The following is a 15440-nucleotide window of genomic DNA, read 5'->3' as shown; positions in this document are numbered from 1 at the left end:
TAAAAATAAAACCGCCTCGAATTTTATTTCGGGGCGGTTTCTTTATTTAAAGTTCGGGCCAAAAACCCAAATGATTTACCGATTAGGCAGTTACACCAAGAACTTTTGCAATAGTAACTCCGATTTCAGCAGGAGAATCCACGACGTGGATTCCGTTTTCTCTCATGATGCGCATTTTGGCTGCTGCTGTATCATCAGCCCCACCAATTATGGCTCCTGCGTGTCCCATTCTTCTGCCTGGAGGTGCGGTCTGACCTGCAATAAACCCTACCACTGGCTTTAGGTTGCCGTTGTCCCTGATCCATTTTGCAGCTTCCGCTTCGTAGTTTCCTCCGATTTCACCGATCATGACAATCGCGTCTGTCTCAGGATCATTCATCAGCAATTCAACAGCCTGCTTGGTGGAGGTTCCAATGATCGGGTCACCACCGATTCCGATGGCGGTAGATACACCAAGACCTGCTTTTGCAACCTGGTCAGCTGCTTCATAGGTCAATGTTCCTGATTTGGAAACGATTCCTATCCGGCCGGTTTTGAAAACGAAACCTGGCATAATGCCAACTTTGGCTTCACCTGGGGTGATTACTCCGGGGCAGTTTGGACCGATCAGGACACAGCCTCTTTCTTTGATGTAAGGTTTGGCTTTCATCATATCAGCCACCGGAATTCCCTCGGTGATGGTGATGATTACTTTGATGCCTGCATCGGCAGCTTCCATGATTGCGTCAGCTGCAAATGCTGGAGGAACAAAAATGATGGAAACATCAGCGCCTGTCTTCTGAACTGCCTCTTCTACCGAATTGAAAACAGGTCTATCCAAATGGGTCGATCCGCCTTTGCCAGGAGTCACACCGCCGACTACGTTAGTTCCGTACTCGATCATTTGCTGTGCGTGGAAAGAGCCCTCAGACCCGGTGAATCCCTGTACGATCACCTTGGAATTTTTATTGACTAGTACACTCATGCTTCGAATTTTAAAGTTTGGCACAAAAATAAAAGAAACCACCCGCTGACAAAAGAAAAGCTGAACATTCTCGGGGGAAATCGCTTTTGAATCCTTTTGACTAAAAACCCATTAGGTGATATCTCTAAAGACTTGCCTATAGTTTGGGTTAAAAAAAATTAAACTGATCAGAGACTGGAAATGAATAGTTCTAAGTTTAGGGCTGAGTAGCAATTCAAGTCCCAAATTCTTGAATGTATTTGTTGACTGATTTGGAGGCTCCGGTTTCCATCCATGGAAATAAAAGGATTTCTTTAATAAGCTCTTCCCCAGAATCATTCCCGGGAAATTTGGTGAGTGGAATCTTTTCCTATTTTCGTTTCATGCTAAGATTGTGGTTTCCGGCTTTTCTTTTGACAATGGGTCTTTTGTTGATCCAAAGCATTGGTTTTGCCCAGAATTTTAAGTTTAACGCCAATCCAAAGGGAGTTAATTTACCGGTTCAGAATGTTCTCGAGATCGAGCAGGATACCTTGGGCAGGATGTGGTTTTCGACGACCAGGGGGATTGTTTATTCCGATGGGATTCAGACCCATGAGTTACCTGATACTCTGATTCGAAAATTTAGTTATAGGATTTCTATTCTGAAAGACGGGGATGGGATCATGTGGCTATACAATGCCAACGGAACGCCGGTTTTGATGAAAGCAATACAAGATGGATGGGAGGAAATAGAGGTTCCCGGGGAAGTGAAAACCAGGATCCATTCGATAATTGGGTTTTTCACAACCGGAAAATCGGACGCGAAGCACTTTTTCCTGGATGCGGGAAGGAGTCTGGTGTATTGGAAGGAAGGACAGAAAGAAAAACTGGTGATTGACAGGGAGTCAGGCCAGACCGGGGAGCTGATTTCGGTATTGGAGATCAATGGAGAATTCATGCTGAATTTTAAGTATCAGACGCTGAAGTTTGACGGGGAGAAATTGATCCCCTACACTTATCGGGGCATCCCCTTGCCATCCACTCCTTTTTTGGTAAAGCAATCCCCTCATTCAGGTGAATTCTATTTCTTGGGAAAAGACTACTTGGCCAAAGGGCCCAAGGCGGAGTTTCCCACGGAAATTGTCAGCAGGGGTTTTTCCTCCCAAGCCTATATGCATGCGGATTATTTTTCTCTTGAGTTTGCCGGAGAAAATGTCTTTTTTCATTTCAACTCTCACCTCTTGAAATTCAACCCTTCAAGAAACAGGCCTGTTTACATCAATCTTTTTGAATTGTTCAACACCATTTACCTACAGACAATTTTTCTGGACAGGGAGGGGATACTCTGGGTAGGAACCAACAGAGGCATGGCTAATAACAACAGTCAGGTTTTTCAGAATTATGGATCGGAGTCCAAGGAATTTTTGGGTGAGGAATTGACAGCGATTTCCGACCTGGGTAATGGGTCCTTTCTTTTTGGATTCAACAATGGAATTCAGATTTTTTCCCGAACTGGGATCAAAACGATTTTTCGGGACGATTTTGAAGTGGGTCTTCCCAACCATAGGATAGTCAACTTTTCGAAGGATAATAAACACGGAGTATGGTTTTCAGCGAGTTGGGGTGGAGTCGGGCATTTTGATACCCGAACCGAAAAAATAACACTTACTCCCTCTCCGGATAATGTCAACATTTCGGCTGTGCAAGTGGAAGGGGACAGCCTTCTGATGGTCGCCAACGACCGGGTGTTTATGGCACCACTTACTGCAAGAGGGAATCAACTATTCAAACGGGAACTGACATCAGAAATTGATTCACTGTTGATAGGATCTCCTGTGTTTTTCAGAAAGGCCGGAAAACTCAAAAACGGAAAAATAATTGTTCTGAGGGCCAGTAAGCTGGAAAATCTTTACCCCATGGTTGAAACATCCAGGTACATTTTGGCCGAAGGCTATGATTACCTGGAGATGCCGGATGGAAGTCTGCTGCTGGGTACTGAGTTTGGTTTGAAAATCTACAGGGAAGGGTACCTAGGTTATTATATCCATTTGGGCAAACCGATCACCAATGCTGTTTTTGCCTTGTTAAGAGACAGAGGAGGAAACATCCTGGCAGGAACAGATAATGGAATTTTTATTTTGGGGGAAGATAAAATCAGCCATTTCAGAGAAAAAAATGGGCTCGTAGGAAACGAAATAAATCGGGGAGCATTAGTTGAATCCTCTACTGGAAGGATTTTGATCGGGACCCAAAAAGGCCTTTCCATTTTTTTTCCGGAGGAGAGCTTTTATGCCAGCGGAGCACCATTTGTATTTTTGAGTTCGGTTAAATTGGGAGAAGATGAAATATTAGGCAAGGTGAATCCGGATATTTCTTTTTCCCAAAATTCCCTTGAAGTAAGTTTTTTGTCACCAGCATTTAATGAATCCCGGGAACTTTGGATCCATTACCGACTCAAAGACCAGGAAAATTCAGAATGGACAATTTTGAAAAATCCAGGATCAAATCAGCTTTTTTTCAGCAATCTACCTGCAGGCGACTACCAGTTTGAGCTAAAGGCTTCCTATGATGGGGAGATTTTCTCTGAAACAGTTTCTTCCGGGCCTTTTGTGGTGCTTGCTCCATTTTACCTTCAGATATGGTTCATTGTTTCAGCGATACTTTTTCTCCTGGGATTGGGAGTATTGATCAATATGTTTTTCAGGCAGCTCCAGAATCTTGGCGTCCTTCAAACCGCCGTAGATAAGGAAAGCAAAGGCAAAGTGATCGCCGAACAGCAGTTTAAAAACGTCTGGGAAAGTTCTCAAGACGGGATGCTCCTGACCCTGAAAGGACAAAAAATCCTCACCGCAAATCCGGCATTTGCTGCGATGATGAAAAGTACCGTAACCGAGCTGGAAGGTCAGCCAATTTCCTTCTTGTTTAAGGACGAAAGCATGAAGAATTATTATTTGGATATCCTGCTTAACCGGCTAAAGTTTTCTCCAGAAAAAGGGATATCAATGGAAGCACCTATTGAATGGAAAACAGGCCTATTGGATATGGAAGTTTTTGCTGTTCAACTTGAGCATGAGCGTGAAAGTAAGGGGCTGGTTCTGTCAGTTTTCAAGGATATTACAGCCCAAAAATCTGTCCAAAACAAGTTGAGAGAAGCCAAGGAAAAGGCTGAGGAGGCAAACCGGTTTAAGTCCAGCTTGCTTTCCAATATCAGTCATGAAATCCGAACACCATTGAATGGGATCATTGGTGGTGCCGAGCATATCATGATGATTCGAAAAAATGATTCAGATCTCCATTCTCAGCTCGACATAATCCTTCAGAGTGGCGAAAGGCTCCTAGGCACGATCAATTCCCTGCTGGATATCGCAAAAATCGAGGCAAACAAAATGCCAGTCGTCTATACTAAAACCGACGTAAAGGAATTTTTGGAAACCATCATCCGCCCACTCCGGGATGTGGCTTTGCGCAAAGGTTTGGATCTGGAATTCCAGTTTTTAAGTCCTGCTTTCCAGTCCAAAGTGGACCGGAGATTCTTAGAAATGATCTTAAATAATCTGGTCAGCAATGCGACCAAATACACCGAAGAAGGATTGATAAAAGTAACCTGCCAAAAAGTGGAAGACCGGCTTTTGTTGGAAGTCTCAGACACCGGAGTTGGAATTTCTTTGGAATTTCAAAGAAAAATGTTCGACCCATTTGAGCAGGAAAGTAAAGGCAATGACCGGATGTTTGAAGGTACAGGTCTTGGGCTGAGCATCACTCGAAACCTGGTACACCTGATGGGAGGAACCATTCAGGTTTGGAGTGCCAAAAATTCGGGCACGAGAGTCTTGGTCGAAATTCCATTGTCCGAAGTTTAATTTTTGTATTTTCAGGACAAATCTATTACCCATCCCCCTCCGATTAAGCTCATGTTTACATTGAAAATCCTCATTGTTGAGGACGATTCGGTTTCAGCCTTGTTACTGCAACGCGCACTCGAAAAAAATGCCCATCAGATAGTGGGAATTGCAGATACAGGGGAAAAGGCCCTCGAAATATTAGAGGAGAACTTCGTGGATATCGTCATGATGGACATCAATTTGGCAGGTGAGCTCGACGGAATCAAAACCACCGAGATCATCAATGAAAAGTATGATATCCCGGTAGTCTACCTCAGCGCCAGTTCGGATGCGGAAACACTCAACAAAGTGGTCGGGACCAATCCAAGTGCCTATGTGATCAAACCCTTTAATATTAGGGAACTGAACATGGTGATTGAATTGGCGATATTCAAAGACCGCAAAGAAAAAGAACTTCAAAAACTCAACAACGAACTGGAGGAAAAGGTAAGACAGCGGACTGCCGAGCTTTATGAAGCCAATAAGGAACTGACAAAAGCCCTCGAAAAAGAAAGGGAAATCAATGAACTGAAATCCCGCATTGTGCTCAATGTATCCCATGGATTTAAGACCCCGCTTACTTCTATTTTGAGCTCTGCCCAGCTTTTGCAGATATATGCCGAAAAGGACCATCCTTTCAAGCAGAAAATCGCCAAACACGCTTTCAAGATCGAACATTCTGTCCGGGCATTGAACAACCTCCTGACCAGCGTGCTCTTTTTTGGAAAAGCAGATGAAAACAAACTTGAGTTCAGGCCCAAAAAGATTTTTTCTGCGGCTTTTGTAAAAGAGCTATTGGATACTGTCAAGGCCGGAATAGACAATGATGTGACCATCAAATCCGAAATCGGAGAACTGCCCAAGACAATCACCTCTGATCCAGAACTGGTCTATCAGGTTTTTGAAAATCTCCTCTCCAATGCGGTGAAATATTCCAAGGAAGGAAAGCAGGTAGAATTTAAATTGACATTTGTTGATAATAATCTCCATGCTCAAGTCACTGATAAAGGGATCGGAATCCCCAAATCGGAGCAGAGCAAATTGTTTGACCGATTTTTTCGGGCCAAAAATGTGGGAATCGTCGAGGGTTCCGGACTTGGGCTTTCGATTGTCAAAAAATGTCTTGATGTCCTTCACGGAGATATTACTTTTGAAAGCGAAATGGATAAGGGAACCACTTTCTTTGTCACTATTCCTGTAAAGTAAAGTATGTTGCTGGAGACTAGCTATTTACAATACGCCCATCCCGGGCAATCCATGATTGCTTTTCCCGAGATCAAAGTGGATAAAGGTGAAGCACTTTTGGTTTTGGGTAAATCCGGTAGCGGCAAAACTACCCTGCTCAACCTGCTGGCAGGCCTTCTTAATCCGGCAAAAGGTGAAATCAAATTGGACGGAGTCGTTCTTTCATCTCTTACCGGTCAGAACCTGGATTTGTTTCGGGGGAAAAATATTGGAATCGTTTTTCAGAAACCACATTTGATCACGGCACTCAATGTCAACCAGAATCTGGAATTGGCGCATTTTTTCAGCAAAAAGAAAGGGCAGGAAATAAGCCATCTGCTTTCAGAGCTGGGTATCGGATCAAAGGCTAATTCTTCGGTTTTGACATTGAGTGAAGGCGAAGCCCAACGGGTTTCAATTGCACGAGCTTTGGCAAACAGTCCCAAATTGATTTTGGCAGACGAGCCCACTTCAAGTCTCGATGATGAGAATACCGAAAAGGTCGTTCAATTGTTGAAGCAGCAGGCTTCAAAAATCGGAGCGGCGTTGATCATTGTTACCCATGACCAGCGGGTGAAAAGCCATATTTCCAACTTTATCGAAGTCAAATCCTCATGAATCTGTTTAAGATCAGCTGGAAATACCTGACTTTCCGCCCACTTTCGACAGCTTTGAATATCGTCCTGCTTGCGCTGGGACTGGCGATAATTACTGTTTTGCTGTTGATTCAGGATCAGTTTGAGAAAAAAATGAACCAGGATGCTGAGGGCATTGACCTGGTCGTCGGGGCAAAAGGAAGCCCGCTTCAATTGATTCTTTCTTCAGTCTATCACATTGATTTTCCTACCGGAAATATCAAAGTGGAGGAGGCCAAACGGCTTTCCCGAAACCGGTTGGTCAAGAAAATCATCCCTCTTGCCTTGGGAGATAATTTTCAGGGATTCAGAATTGTCGGGACAAATCATGATTACCTGGAGCTTTACGATCTGACTTTTTCCGAAGGAAAAGCCTGGGAAGTTCCGTTTGAAGTAGTGCTCGGATCAGAGGTCGCAGCAAAATCAGGATTGAAACTTGGGGATGAATTTGCCTCCAGTCACGGCATCAGTGTGGGAAGTCATGACCATGATCAGCACAATTTCGTGGTTTCCGGGATTCTTGCCCCCCGTGGCAATGTGGCAGACAGGTTGATCCTGACTAGCATCGAATCCGTCTGGTACACTCACGATGAGGAACCTGAATCTGAAGACCCGATAACAAGTCAGGATTCTGTTCCTGCTGGGGAATTTCCCCAAGACACTTTAGCAACCGAAAGTGAAGCAGATCATGATGCCAAATTTCATCAGGAGGTTTCCAAATCCGGATTTCCAGCCTCGGACCAAGATCGGGAGGTGACGACCTTGCTGATTCAATACCGAAATCCAATGGCAGCCATCCAACTGCCAAGGATGATCAATTCAGGCACTGGCATGCAGGCAGCTTCTCCTTCTTTTGAAATGTCCCGCCTTTTTGAGATTCTGGGTGTTGGGATCAGCTTATTGCAGGGGCTTGCTTTTGTGCTAATCGGAATTTCCGGGCTGGGAATATTCATCGCACTCTACAATTCCCTCAAGGAGCGAAAATACGATCTGGCAATTTTGCGAGCGATCGGAGCATCAAGAGGTCAATTGCTGGTTTTGATTTTTCTGGAAGGTTTGATGCTGACATTCTTGGGGGCGGTATTTGGGATTACCTTGGGTCATACCTTCCTTTGGCTGGCAGTCAGTCAAAGCGAGCAAAACGTTGTTGCGGCCATTCAGCCCTGGATTTTTCTCAAACAGGAACTATGGATCATCGCTTATGCGTTAGGCGTGGGAGTGTTGGCATCCATCATTCCGGCTTGGTCAGCTTATCAAACAAGTATTGCAAAGCAGTTGACAAAGGCGTAACTAGCGGGCAAAATTCAACAATGACCATGAAGAAGTTGAGAGTAATACTGGTATTTGGATTGATTTTCAGTTTTTTAGTAGCTGGGGCAAAAGCTCAGGGAGTTTGGAAAAGCCTTTCTGAAGTATCCTATAAAATAAGTGAGGACCAGTTTGGTGAGTTGTATGTGCCGGTTTTTTCGGAAAATATCAAGAAACTGGAGGGCAAAGAAGTGGAGGCTGATGGGTACATTATTCCTTTCGAGGGAATGTTCAAACCCGAGCATATTATATTATCCAGTCTGCCTTTGGCAGAATGTTTTTTTTGCGGTTCAGGAGGCCCGGAGACTGTCATGGAGGTCATGCTTTCCAGCCCAATCAAGTACACCTCCAAGCGGGTCAAAGTTCGCGGGAAGCTAACCTTGAATGCCAAGGATCCTGAAAAACTCATGTATATCCTGAAGGACGCCAGATTGATTTTGGAATAAAAAAAGCTCTGACAATCAGAGCTTTTTTTTAGGCTACAGTTTCTCTTTCCAATTTTCTGAAATTTCCGAGGATTTCCATGGTCACCGGTCCAGGTTTTCCAGATCCGATTTTGCGTTCATCCAGTTGGGTTACCGGCAACAGTACCTTGGTGGTGCTGGTGATAAATGCCTCCTCAGCTTCCCAAACTTCTTCCAGGGAAATTGGCCGTATGACTACATTTCCGGCCATTTTCAGAATTTGCTTTCTGGTAATTCCCATCAGGATATGCTGATCCGGAGTGTGTAAGACACCATTTTTCACAATGAAAAAATTACTGCGGGAGCTTTCACTCACCAGGCCGTTCCAATGGTAAAGTACATCTTCGGCACCCAGTCTTTTCCAATTTACACTATGCCAAACGGGCAGCGTGTAATTGGTGGTTTTGATGTCTGAAATTGGCCTAACATATTCCAAAGTGAGCAATTTGATGCCTTGTTGATACTTTTCCTCCGATGGCATAGCCAGTGATTCTGCGAAAATAAAAAGCTTTCCCTTAGCCGGTGAAAAGTGATTTTCGGAAACTCCACCACTCAATACCATTCTCAAACCACCGTTTAACAGGTCGTTTTTCTCGATCAATTCCGCAATAATGACACGAAGCTCCTCTCTACTGTAGGCAACAGGAAGGTATGTTTTCTCGGCCGAAGTAATAAATCTGTCCAAGTAGTGCTCCAGAAAAAGCGGTGAATATCCGGAAGTCCGGAAAAAATCAAAAATCCCATACCCCCTGATCAAGCCCAGATCCATTGGGTGTATGGTAGCTGATTCAGTTGGAATTATTTTTCCGTCGGCAAAGCAGAATGGTTTCATTTTGTAAGAAATTTTCCCCCAAAATTAGCATCAAAAACCATTTTTTCATTTAATGATTTTTGATCTTAATATTTAATTATAGTAAGAAAGAATTGTACCTTTATGGATCAAAAAATGAATTCAATGAAGTTAACTCGTATTTGTTTGATCTTTAGTCTGGTTTTGTTTTTTCAGGCCTGTGGTCCAAACCAAAAAGATTTGAATTTGGAAAAGAGAGCAGAAGTCATGGCTGTTCATGATGAAGTGATGCCAAAAATGGGACAGCTCAAATCACTCGAGAAGAAGGCCCTTCAAAGAGCGGATGAACTTGCAGCCATGGATACTGTGAATTTGGTTAAAATGGAGGAGTTGAAAAGCCTCGCAGCTGAATTAGATCAAGCCTACGAAGGAATGTTTGTTTGGATGCGGCAGTACGAAACAGAGGACAAAGACCGAACCCCAGAGGAAGTAAAAACATACCTTGAAGAGCAAATGGCTTCTGTTTCTGAGGTCAACAGAATCATGAAAGTTGTGTTAGCAAAGGCTGATTCGGTTTTGAATGATTAATATCCTTCAGGTTTATTTTTTAGATAATCTTCAATTTCCGAGGCTGTGATTACCCCCTCATTCATTCCCCAAATATTGTAGAGATAGGTGGTGATTTGGGCAATATCCAGAGGTTTGAGCGTTGGATTGGCAGGCATTGCCTGATCGTATTTTTCACCGTTGACCGTGATTTCCCCTGTTTGACCATGGCGGATGATCCAGGCTGTCCGATGGATACTTTCCTTGAAATAGTCCGAATCCCGAAGTGGTGGGATCAATTTTCCGAGCCCTTTTCCATCCGACTGATGGCAGTTTCCGCAATAATTTTCATAGAGGGTCTTTCCGGAAATGGCATATTTCATCACATCCGGATCAGTGATTTGGGCTAAAGTATTTTCCTCATTGGTTGATTTTGGTGCACAGGAAAAGGCCAAGATCAAACCGGCTATTATCACAGGGATCCTCATTTATTGAGCAATTTTGGGATATCCGAGATCAGTCGGTCCACCTGATCCGACTTAGTCCCATTGTACACTCCTCGGATTCTTCCTTCACCATCTATCAAAAGGAAAGCTCCGCTGTGCAAAAATCCTCCCGGCTCCATTTGGTCAGCCATTGCTGTAGTCAGATAGCTGGTTTGGCCTATTTCAAAAATTTTCTCTTGATCTCCGGTCAGGAAATTCCAGGTCGAAACGTCGGCAACGCCCAGTTTTTCGGCATAATCTTTTAAAACAGCCTGCGTGTCAAACGTTGGATCAATGGAATGGCTCAGAATTTTGAAATTTGGATTGTCTTTGTATTGCTCATATACCCGAAGCATTTCCTTTTTCATAATCGGACAGATCGTAGGGCAGGAAGTGAAAAAGAAATCTGCGACATAAATCTTTCCCGCCACGTCTGAATTGCTGACCGTATCTCCTATTTGATTGATAAAGGCAAAGTCAGCAATCTTGTGATAAACCGTATCCTGATTGTCATCTACATACCGCTCGCCCAAAATGGGGAGTTCAACAGATTCTGATGAGTTTTCAGTCGATGGCTTGCATGAGAATCCCACCAGAAGTACTAATCCAAGAAGAAAGTTGCTCGATTTCATTGTCCTTTTTTGAGTCTATATTTTTTGTAAAGCCGAATGCCAAGCATCAGCAAGATTGCCAACCCAATCAATCCAGCCACGCCCCAGACCATGCTCAGGGTATTTTTAAGTACGATCAGGAACACTATTGCAAAAAGCAAAATTGTCGAGGCTTCGTTCCAAATCCGGAGTTTGGTGGAGGTCCAACGGGCTTTTCCAGCCTGCAATTCTTTGAAAAGCACGTGGCAAAATCCGTGGTAGAGGTAAAGCAAAAACACAAATCCAAGCTTGACATGCATAAAACCCAACTCCATATAACCCCAACGGTAGCTGAGCACCCAGGCTCCGAAAATCAAGGTTAATACCGCTGATGGCCAGGTAATGATATACCAAAGTCGACTTGCCATCAGGTCAAGTTGTGGCTTGAGTATTTTGCGTTCAGCTTCAGGTCTTTGTAGCGCCTCAGTTTGGTAGATGAAAAGTCTGACGATGTAAAAAAGCCCTGCAAACCAGGTGACTACGAAAATGATATGAAGCGCCTTGACGTACTCGAAACCCATTGTCAGAATTTTGGGCTAAATTAAGGCCTAAACCCCGTAAACCCGCCAAAGTTTTTGAAAAGGAACAAACTCATTTTCTATTTGATCGCAGCTGTGGTCGTAATCGTGATTTATCAGATTATGAGTTCCAGCCTTTCTCAGCCCGGTTTGGAGCAATTCGAAGGGAAGTACGAAGAGTTGGGTTTTTACCGAAATGAAAACAATACCGGTCCGGTAGTTCGGGTTTATGCCATTCGGGCTTTGGATCCAAGTCAGGAATGGATGAAGGAATTTGCCGATGCCCAGCCCCATACCAAATATGGAAGGACGCTTGTTTTTTTCTTTTCATCGGAACTCACTGAAAAAGTGACTCTCTCGCCTCAGGAGCCATTTTTTCCAGAGGAATTTCAACCCTTTCTTTTGGCTCAGTTTGAAAAAACACCAATGGGGGAAGTCCGATTTTTACCTGTAAATCAATGAAAAAGCGACTTGAGCTGACTGCTTACAAAAATGGAATCCTATCTGGAGACAGGGTAATTCTCAGTCAGGCCATCACTTTGGTGGAAAGTACGCTAGAGTCTGATCAGGATTTGGCCACTGAGCTTGTCCAAACCCTGATGGTCCATTCAGGCAATTCAATCCGAATCGGAATTACCGGAGTGCCTGGGGTGGGTAAAAGCACCTTCATCGAGGCTTTTGGGAAAATGCTTTTGGACCAAGGGAAAAAAGTGGCAGTTCTGGCTATCGATCCCAGTAGTCAGCTGACCAAGGGAAGCATCTTGGGAGATAAAACCCGCATGGAAAATCTGGCTTCCGACAAACGGGCCTTCATCCGTCCAAGTCCTTCAGGAACAACCTTGGGAGGTGTTAGCGGAAAAACAAGAGAGGCGATGCTGCTTTGCGAAGCGGCAGGTTTTGATGTGATTTTGGTAGAGACCGTCGGCGTAGGACAAAGCGAAACAGCAGTCAAAAACATGGTGGACTTTTTCCTATTGCTCATGTTGGCAGGCGCTGGCGATGAACTTCAGGGAATCAAAAAAGGAATCATGGAGATGGCAGACGCCTTGGTCATTCACAAAGCCGATGGCGATAATTTCGAGCCAGCAAAAAAGGCCAAAGTCACTTATCAAAATGCCCTGCACCTTTTTCCTGTTTCTCAGAAAAACTGGATTCCAAAGGTCCTGCTGGCTTCCTCTACGACAGGTTTGGGTTTGGAGAAAGTCGCTGAGCTGGTTATCCAATACGAAACACAAATGAAAGAAAATGGCTTTTGGGAATCCAACCGGGCTGCTCAGCGGCTGAATTGGTTGGAGGATCAGATTCAGTTTTTGCTGGGGCTTGCCTTCCTGAAAAATCCGGAGGTAAAGCAGGTATTGGAATCGGAAAAACAAAATATTCAATCCGGGAAACTCAATCCCGGAACATTGGCTAAAAGCTTGATCTCATTGTTTCATTCCAATCATAAATCTTAATGAGAAACCTGATTTTACTTCTTTTTTTTGCTGCTATTTGTTGCACTCCAAAAGCTCAAAACACAGAAAATACTTTTGAAAATCCGCTCACTTTCCAAATGGATTCTTTACAGAAAGAAACCTGTGTCGGCGAAAACTGTGCAAAATTGAGACTTTCTTGGCCAGTAGCGTCAGGTCCAGAATCTGCAGAAAAAATTAACCTGGCAATTCGGGATCAAATGGCCTTGCTGATTCAAACCGGAGAAGATCCAGCTGAATTTGATTCTTTGGTTCAGAGGTATTTCAAGTCCTTTGAAGATTTCAAATCTGAATTTTCGGATTCCCATGGAGGATGGGAAATAGAAGCGGAGGGAAAGGTTTCCTATGAATCCGACAGTACCTTGAGTATTTACTTTACTCAATCCAGTTTTCTTGGAGGAGCTCATCCCAACAGCACCGTTTCATTTATGAATTTTAACGCTAACTCTGGGGAGTTCCTAAGTTTGGATCAGTTGGTCTTGGATGAAGATTCACTTTTGGAACTCGCCGAGAGGAAATTCAAGGAATTTCACGAGGTAGCAGAGGTAGTTTCCATTCAGGATGACGGTCGTTTTTTTCTCCCTGAAACCGGATTTTTTCTACCCAATGCCATGGGATTTAAAGACGGGAAGTTTTGGATAATCTATGTGCCTTATGAAATCGGGCCGTACGTGATGGGATACACGGAATTGGAATTTACACCGGAAGAGCTTAAGGGTATTGTTAGGTGGTAATAGAAGATTTGAGATTTGAGATTTGAAATTCGAGATTGCGTCGATTTCAAATCTCAAATCTCAATTTTCAAATCAATACGATCTCATTTTGAATTTCTTCTTCAGTTCGTTGACTGAATTGCGGAATCCGGAGTCGGTTTCGATCATGTCATTCACAGTTTGTACCGCATGGATTACCGTGCTGTGATCCCTGCCGCCAAAATGGTAACCGATGGATTTGAGCGAATGATTGGTGAATTCCTTGGAAAAATACATCGCTACCTGACGCGCAATCACGATTTCTTTCTTGCGTGTTTTTGCCTTCAGCTCGTCGGTGTGGATACCGTAGTATTCTGAAACTGATTTTTGGATAAACTCAATTCCAACTTCCGTCTCGATGTCCTTGATAAAGTTCTTGATAACGGTTTTGGCAAGCTCCAGGCTGATTTCGACCCGATTGAGGGAAGCGTGAGCAATCAGTGAAATCAGGATTCCTTCCAGCTCCCGGACGTTAGTGTCCACAGAATAAGCCAGATATTCGACCACATCGTCGGGAATCAAAATTCCTTCGGATTGCATCTTTCTCCGAATGATCGCTACTCTGGTTTCAAAGTCCGGCATCTGCAAATCCGCAGTCAGGCCCCATTTGAAACGGGAAAGTAAACGTTCCTCAAGTCCTTTCAAATCCCTTGGAGGACAATCTGAAGTCATGATGATCTGCTTCTTGTTCTGGTGCAAATGGTTGAATATGTGGAAAAACATTTCCTGGGTCCGGTCTTTTCCGGCCAAAAACTGAATGTCATCGATAATCAGTACATCCACCTGCATGTAAAAATTGGTAAAACTCTTCACGTTGCCATCTTTGATGGAGTCCATGAATTGGTTCACGAATTTTTCGGAAGAAACATAAAGCACAAATTTGTCTTCAGGACCGTTTTTAATTTCGTTGCCGATGGCCTGAACTAAGTGTGTTTTTCCCAGTCCTACACCCCCGTAAACCATCAGGGGATTAAAAGAGGTGATACCCGGCTTGGTGGCAACAGCAAATCCTGCCGATCGGGCAAGTCTATTACAATCACCCTCGATGTAAGTACTGAAAGTATAATTCTGGTTCAGGTTGCTTTTGGTAAGCATATCTGCATCCAAAGATTGCATTTCAAACGGCGTTCTTACCTCGGAAGGAGGTAGCGGCTTTTTGCCGGAGGCATTTCCCTGCGGGAAAGAAACCACATAAGGCTGATTGTTGGAATTGCCCTTGTCAACCACCACAGCGTATTCCAGGCGGCCGTTTTGACCCAGGGTATTTTTTATAGCCAGTTTAAGAACCTGCACGTAATTGTCCTCCAGCCATTCGTAAAAGAACTGACTCGGAACCTGGATCGTCAAACTGGACCCTTCTAACTTGACAGGATTGATCGGTTTAAACCAAGTTGAAAAGCTCTGCTCGTTGACGTGTTGTTCTATAACACGCAAACACTCATTCCATACGGCGCTAGCTTCCAAACTCATTTAGAAAAGATTTGCTGGTAATTCTGTACACCCTGAGCGAAAGCAGGGGCGTCAAATTTGTGGAAAATTAACTTAAATAAAAAATCAATTTGGGCTTGAAAAAGTCAATAATTAGAGAATTTTAGCCAGCAGCCGAATTAAATTTTGTCACGAAATTTATTCCGAAACCATTCAATTTTGCACAGATCAATCGAAGAAATTTTCTACCGGGGAATCATCCAAGGCCTTCATTTTCATTTAGCTGCTGAATGCCAGTCGATTAGAATAGTTGACTTTGATGTTTATTTTCATGTGAATTTCCAAAGGCATTTCCCAAGGCA

15 protein-coding genes are annotated in these 15440 nt (G+C 43.7%); 9 read left to right on the top strand and 6 right to left on the bottom strand.

Features of this window, described 5'->3' with window-relative positions:
- Positions 1 to 82: 82 nt before the first annotated feature.
- Positions 83 to 964: a succinate--CoA ligase subunit alpha gene (sucD, locus tag B0E43_RS28345; protein WP_077348178.1), complete on the bottom strand. Its 882-nt coding sequence runs from the start codon at positions 962 to 964 to the stop codon at positions 83 to 85.
- A 362-nt stretch (positions 965 to 1326) separates the two neighbouring features.
- Here sucD and B0E43_RS28340 point away from each other — a divergent pair, with 362 nt between their 5' ends.
- Genes B0E43_RS28340 through B0E43_RS28320 form a run of 5 tightly spaced genes read left to right on the top strand, consistent with a single transcriptional unit; the run spans position 1327 to position 8419 of the window.
- The gene (locus B0E43_RS28340; protein WP_168171910.1) at positions 1327 to 4785 is read left to right on the top strand and encodes an ATP-binding protein; all 3459 of its coding nucleotides are present in this window, start codon (positions 1327 to 1329) and stop codon (positions 4783 to 4785) included.
- Between the two features lie 51 nt (positions 4786 to 4836).
- Positions 4837 to 6012: an ATP-binding protein gene (locus B0E43_RS28335; protein ID WP_077348301.1), complete on the top strand. Its 1176-nt coding sequence runs from the start codon at positions 4837 to 4839 to the stop codon at positions 6010 to 6012.
- Positions 6013 to 6063: 51 nt separating this feature from the next.
- Positions 6064 to 6648: an ATP-binding cassette domain-containing protein gene (locus B0E43_RS28330; protein ID WP_254423379.1), complete on the top strand. Its 585-nt coding sequence runs from the start codon at positions 6064 to 6066 to the stop codon at positions 6646 to 6648.
- On the top strand, positions 6645 to 7955 hold the full coding sequence (locus B0E43_RS28325) for an FtsX-like permease family protein (RefSeq protein WP_077348172.1): 1311 nt from the start codon (positions 6645 to 6647) through the stop codon (positions 7953 to 7955). Before B0E43_RS28330 ends, B0E43_RS28325 begins: the two co-directional genes overlap by 4 nt.
- A 26-nt stretch (positions 7956 to 7981) precedes the next feature.
- Positions 7982 to 8419, top strand: a complete 438-nt coding sequence (locus tag B0E43_RS28320) for a hypothetical protein (RefSeq protein ID WP_077348299.1) — start codon at positions 7982 to 7984, stop codon at positions 8417 to 8419.
- A 28-nt stretch (positions 8420 to 8447) separates the two neighbouring features.
- Here B0E43_RS28320 and B0E43_RS28315 read toward each other — a convergent pair whose 3' ends face one another.
- The gene (locus B0E43_RS28315) at positions 8448 to 9269 is read right to left on the bottom strand and encodes an aminotransferase class IV (protein ID WP_077348170.1); all 822 of its coding nucleotides are present in this window, start codon (positions 9267 to 9269) and stop codon (positions 8448 to 8450) included.
- Between the two features lie 204 nt (positions 9270 to 9473).
- On the opposite strand from B0E43_RS28315, the gene B0E43_RS28310 reads away from it, so the two are divergent.
- Complete coding sequence (locus B0E43_RS28310; protein ID WP_217349143.1) at positions 9474 to 9815, top strand: hypothetical protein; 342 nt, start codon at positions 9474 to 9476, stop codon at positions 9813 to 9815.
- On the opposite strand, the gene B0E43_RS28305 is transcribed toward B0E43_RS28310, so the two are convergent.
- The 3 genes from B0E43_RS28305 to B0E43_RS28295 are packed head-to-tail and all read right to left on the bottom strand — an operon-like array spanning position 9812 to position 11429.
- Positions 9812 to 10261: a cytochrome c gene (locus B0E43_RS28305; protein ID WP_077348166.1), complete on the bottom strand. Its 450-nt coding sequence runs from the start codon at positions 10259 to 10261 to the stop codon at positions 9812 to 9814. The genes B0E43_RS28310 and B0E43_RS28305 overlap by 4 nt on opposite strands.
- Positions 10258 to 10890: an SCO family protein gene (locus B0E43_RS28300; protein WP_077348164.1), complete on the bottom strand. Its 633-nt coding sequence runs from the start codon at positions 10888 to 10890 to the stop codon at positions 10258 to 10260. Before B0E43_RS28300 ends, B0E43_RS28305 begins: the two co-directional genes overlap by 4 nt.
- Complete coding sequence (locus B0E43_RS28295) at positions 10887 to 11429, bottom strand: CopD family protein (RefSeq protein ID WP_077348162.1); 543 nt, start codon at positions 11427 to 11429, stop codon at positions 10887 to 10889. The genes B0E43_RS28300 and B0E43_RS28295 overlap by 4 nt, the downstream gene beginning before the upstream one ends.
- 54 nt (positions 11430 to 11483) lie before the next feature.
- Here B0E43_RS28295 and B0E43_RS28290 point away from each other — a divergent pair, with 54 nt between their 5' ends.
- The 3 genes from B0E43_RS28290 to B0E43_RS28280 all read left to right on the top strand — a co-directional run bounded on the left by B0E43_RS28290 (position 11484) and on the right by B0E43_RS28280 (position 13632).
- Positions 11484 to 11888 (top strand): hypothetical protein, encoded by a 405-nt coding sequence (locus B0E43_RS28290; RefSeq protein WP_139352694.1) that lies wholly within the window; start codon positions 11484 to 11486, stop codon positions 11886 to 11888.
- Complete coding sequence (meaB, locus tag B0E43_RS28285; RefSeq protein ID WP_077348158.1) at positions 11885 to 12880, top strand: methylmalonyl Co-A mutase-associated GTPase MeaB; 996 nt, start codon at positions 11885 to 11887, stop codon at positions 12878 to 12880. Before B0E43_RS28290 ends, meaB begins: the two co-directional genes overlap by 4 nt.
- Before the next feature lie 98 nt (positions 12881 to 12978).
- Complete coding sequence (locus B0E43_RS28280; RefSeq protein ID WP_168171909.1) at positions 12979 to 13632, top strand: DUF3298 and DUF4163 domain-containing protein; 654 nt, start codon at positions 12979 to 12981, stop codon at positions 13630 to 13632.
- A gap of 72 nt (positions 13633 to 13704) precedes the next feature.
- On the opposite strand, the gene dnaA is transcribed toward B0E43_RS28280, so the two are convergent.
- The gene (dnaA, locus tag B0E43_RS28275) at positions 13705 to 15120 is read right to left on the bottom strand and encodes a chromosomal replication initiator protein DnaA (RefSeq protein ID WP_077348154.1); all 1416 of its coding nucleotides are present in this window, start codon (positions 15118 to 15120) and stop codon (positions 13705 to 13707) included.
- Positions 15121 to 15440: the final 320 nt, after the last annotated feature.

The organism is Algoriphagus sp. A40 (genome assembly GCF_002002735.1).
In the GTDB taxonomy this organism is placed as follows: domain Bacteria; phylum Bacteroidota; class Bacteroidia; order Cytophagales; family Cyclobacteriaceae; genus Algoriphagus.
This window is presented reverse-complemented; position numbering and strand designations above follow the sequence as displayed.

Coding starts and splice junctions, on each gene's coding strand:
- meaB (WP_077348158.1), top strand. CDS start 11,885: ATGAAAAAGCGACTTGAGCTGACTGCTTACAAAAATGGAATCCTATCT.
- B0E43_RS28305 (WP_077348166.1), bottom strand. CDS start 10,261: ATGAGGATCCCTGTGATAATAGCCGGTTTGATCTTGGCCTTTTCCTGT.
- B0E43_RS28325 (WP_077348172.1), top strand. CDS start 6,645: ATGAATCTGTTTAAGATCAGCTGGAAATACCTGACTTTCCGCCCACTT.
- sucD (WP_077348178.1), bottom strand. CDS start 964: ATGAGTGTACTAGTCAATAAAAATTCCAAGGTGATCGTACAGGGATTC.
- B0E43_RS28320 (WP_077348299.1), top strand. CDS start 7,982: ATGAAGAAGTTGAGAGTAATACTGGTATTTGGATTGATTTTCAGTTTT.
- B0E43_RS28280 (WP_168171909.1), top strand. CDS start 12,979: ATGGATTCTTTACAGAAAGAAACCTGTGTCGGCGAAAACTGTGCAAAA.
- B0E43_RS28300 (WP_077348164.1), bottom strand. CDS start 10,890: ATGAAATCGAGCAACTTTCTTCTTGGATTAGTACTTCTGGTGGGATTC.
- B0E43_RS28340 (WP_168171910.1), top strand. CDS start 1,327: ATGCTAAGATTGTGGTTTCCGGCTTTTCTTTTGACAATGGGTCTTTTG.
- dnaA (WP_077348154.1), bottom strand. CDS start 15,120: ATGAGTTTGGAAGCTAGCGCCGTATGGAATGAGTGTTTGCGTGTTATA.
- B0E43_RS28315 (WP_077348170.1), bottom strand. CDS start 9,269: ATGAAACCATTCTGCTTTGCCGACGGAAAAATAATTCCAACTGAATCA.
- B0E43_RS28335 (WP_077348301.1), top strand. CDS start 4,837: ATGTTTACATTGAAAATCCTCATTGTTGAGGACGATTCGGTTTCAGCC.
- B0E43_RS28330 (WP_254423379.1), top strand. CDS start 6,064: ATGATTGCTTTTCCCGAGATCAAAGTGGATAAAGGTGAAGCACTTTTG.
- B0E43_RS28295 (WP_077348162.1), bottom strand. CDS start 11,429: ATGGGTTTCGAGTACGTCAAGGCGCTTCATATCATTTTCGTAGTCACC.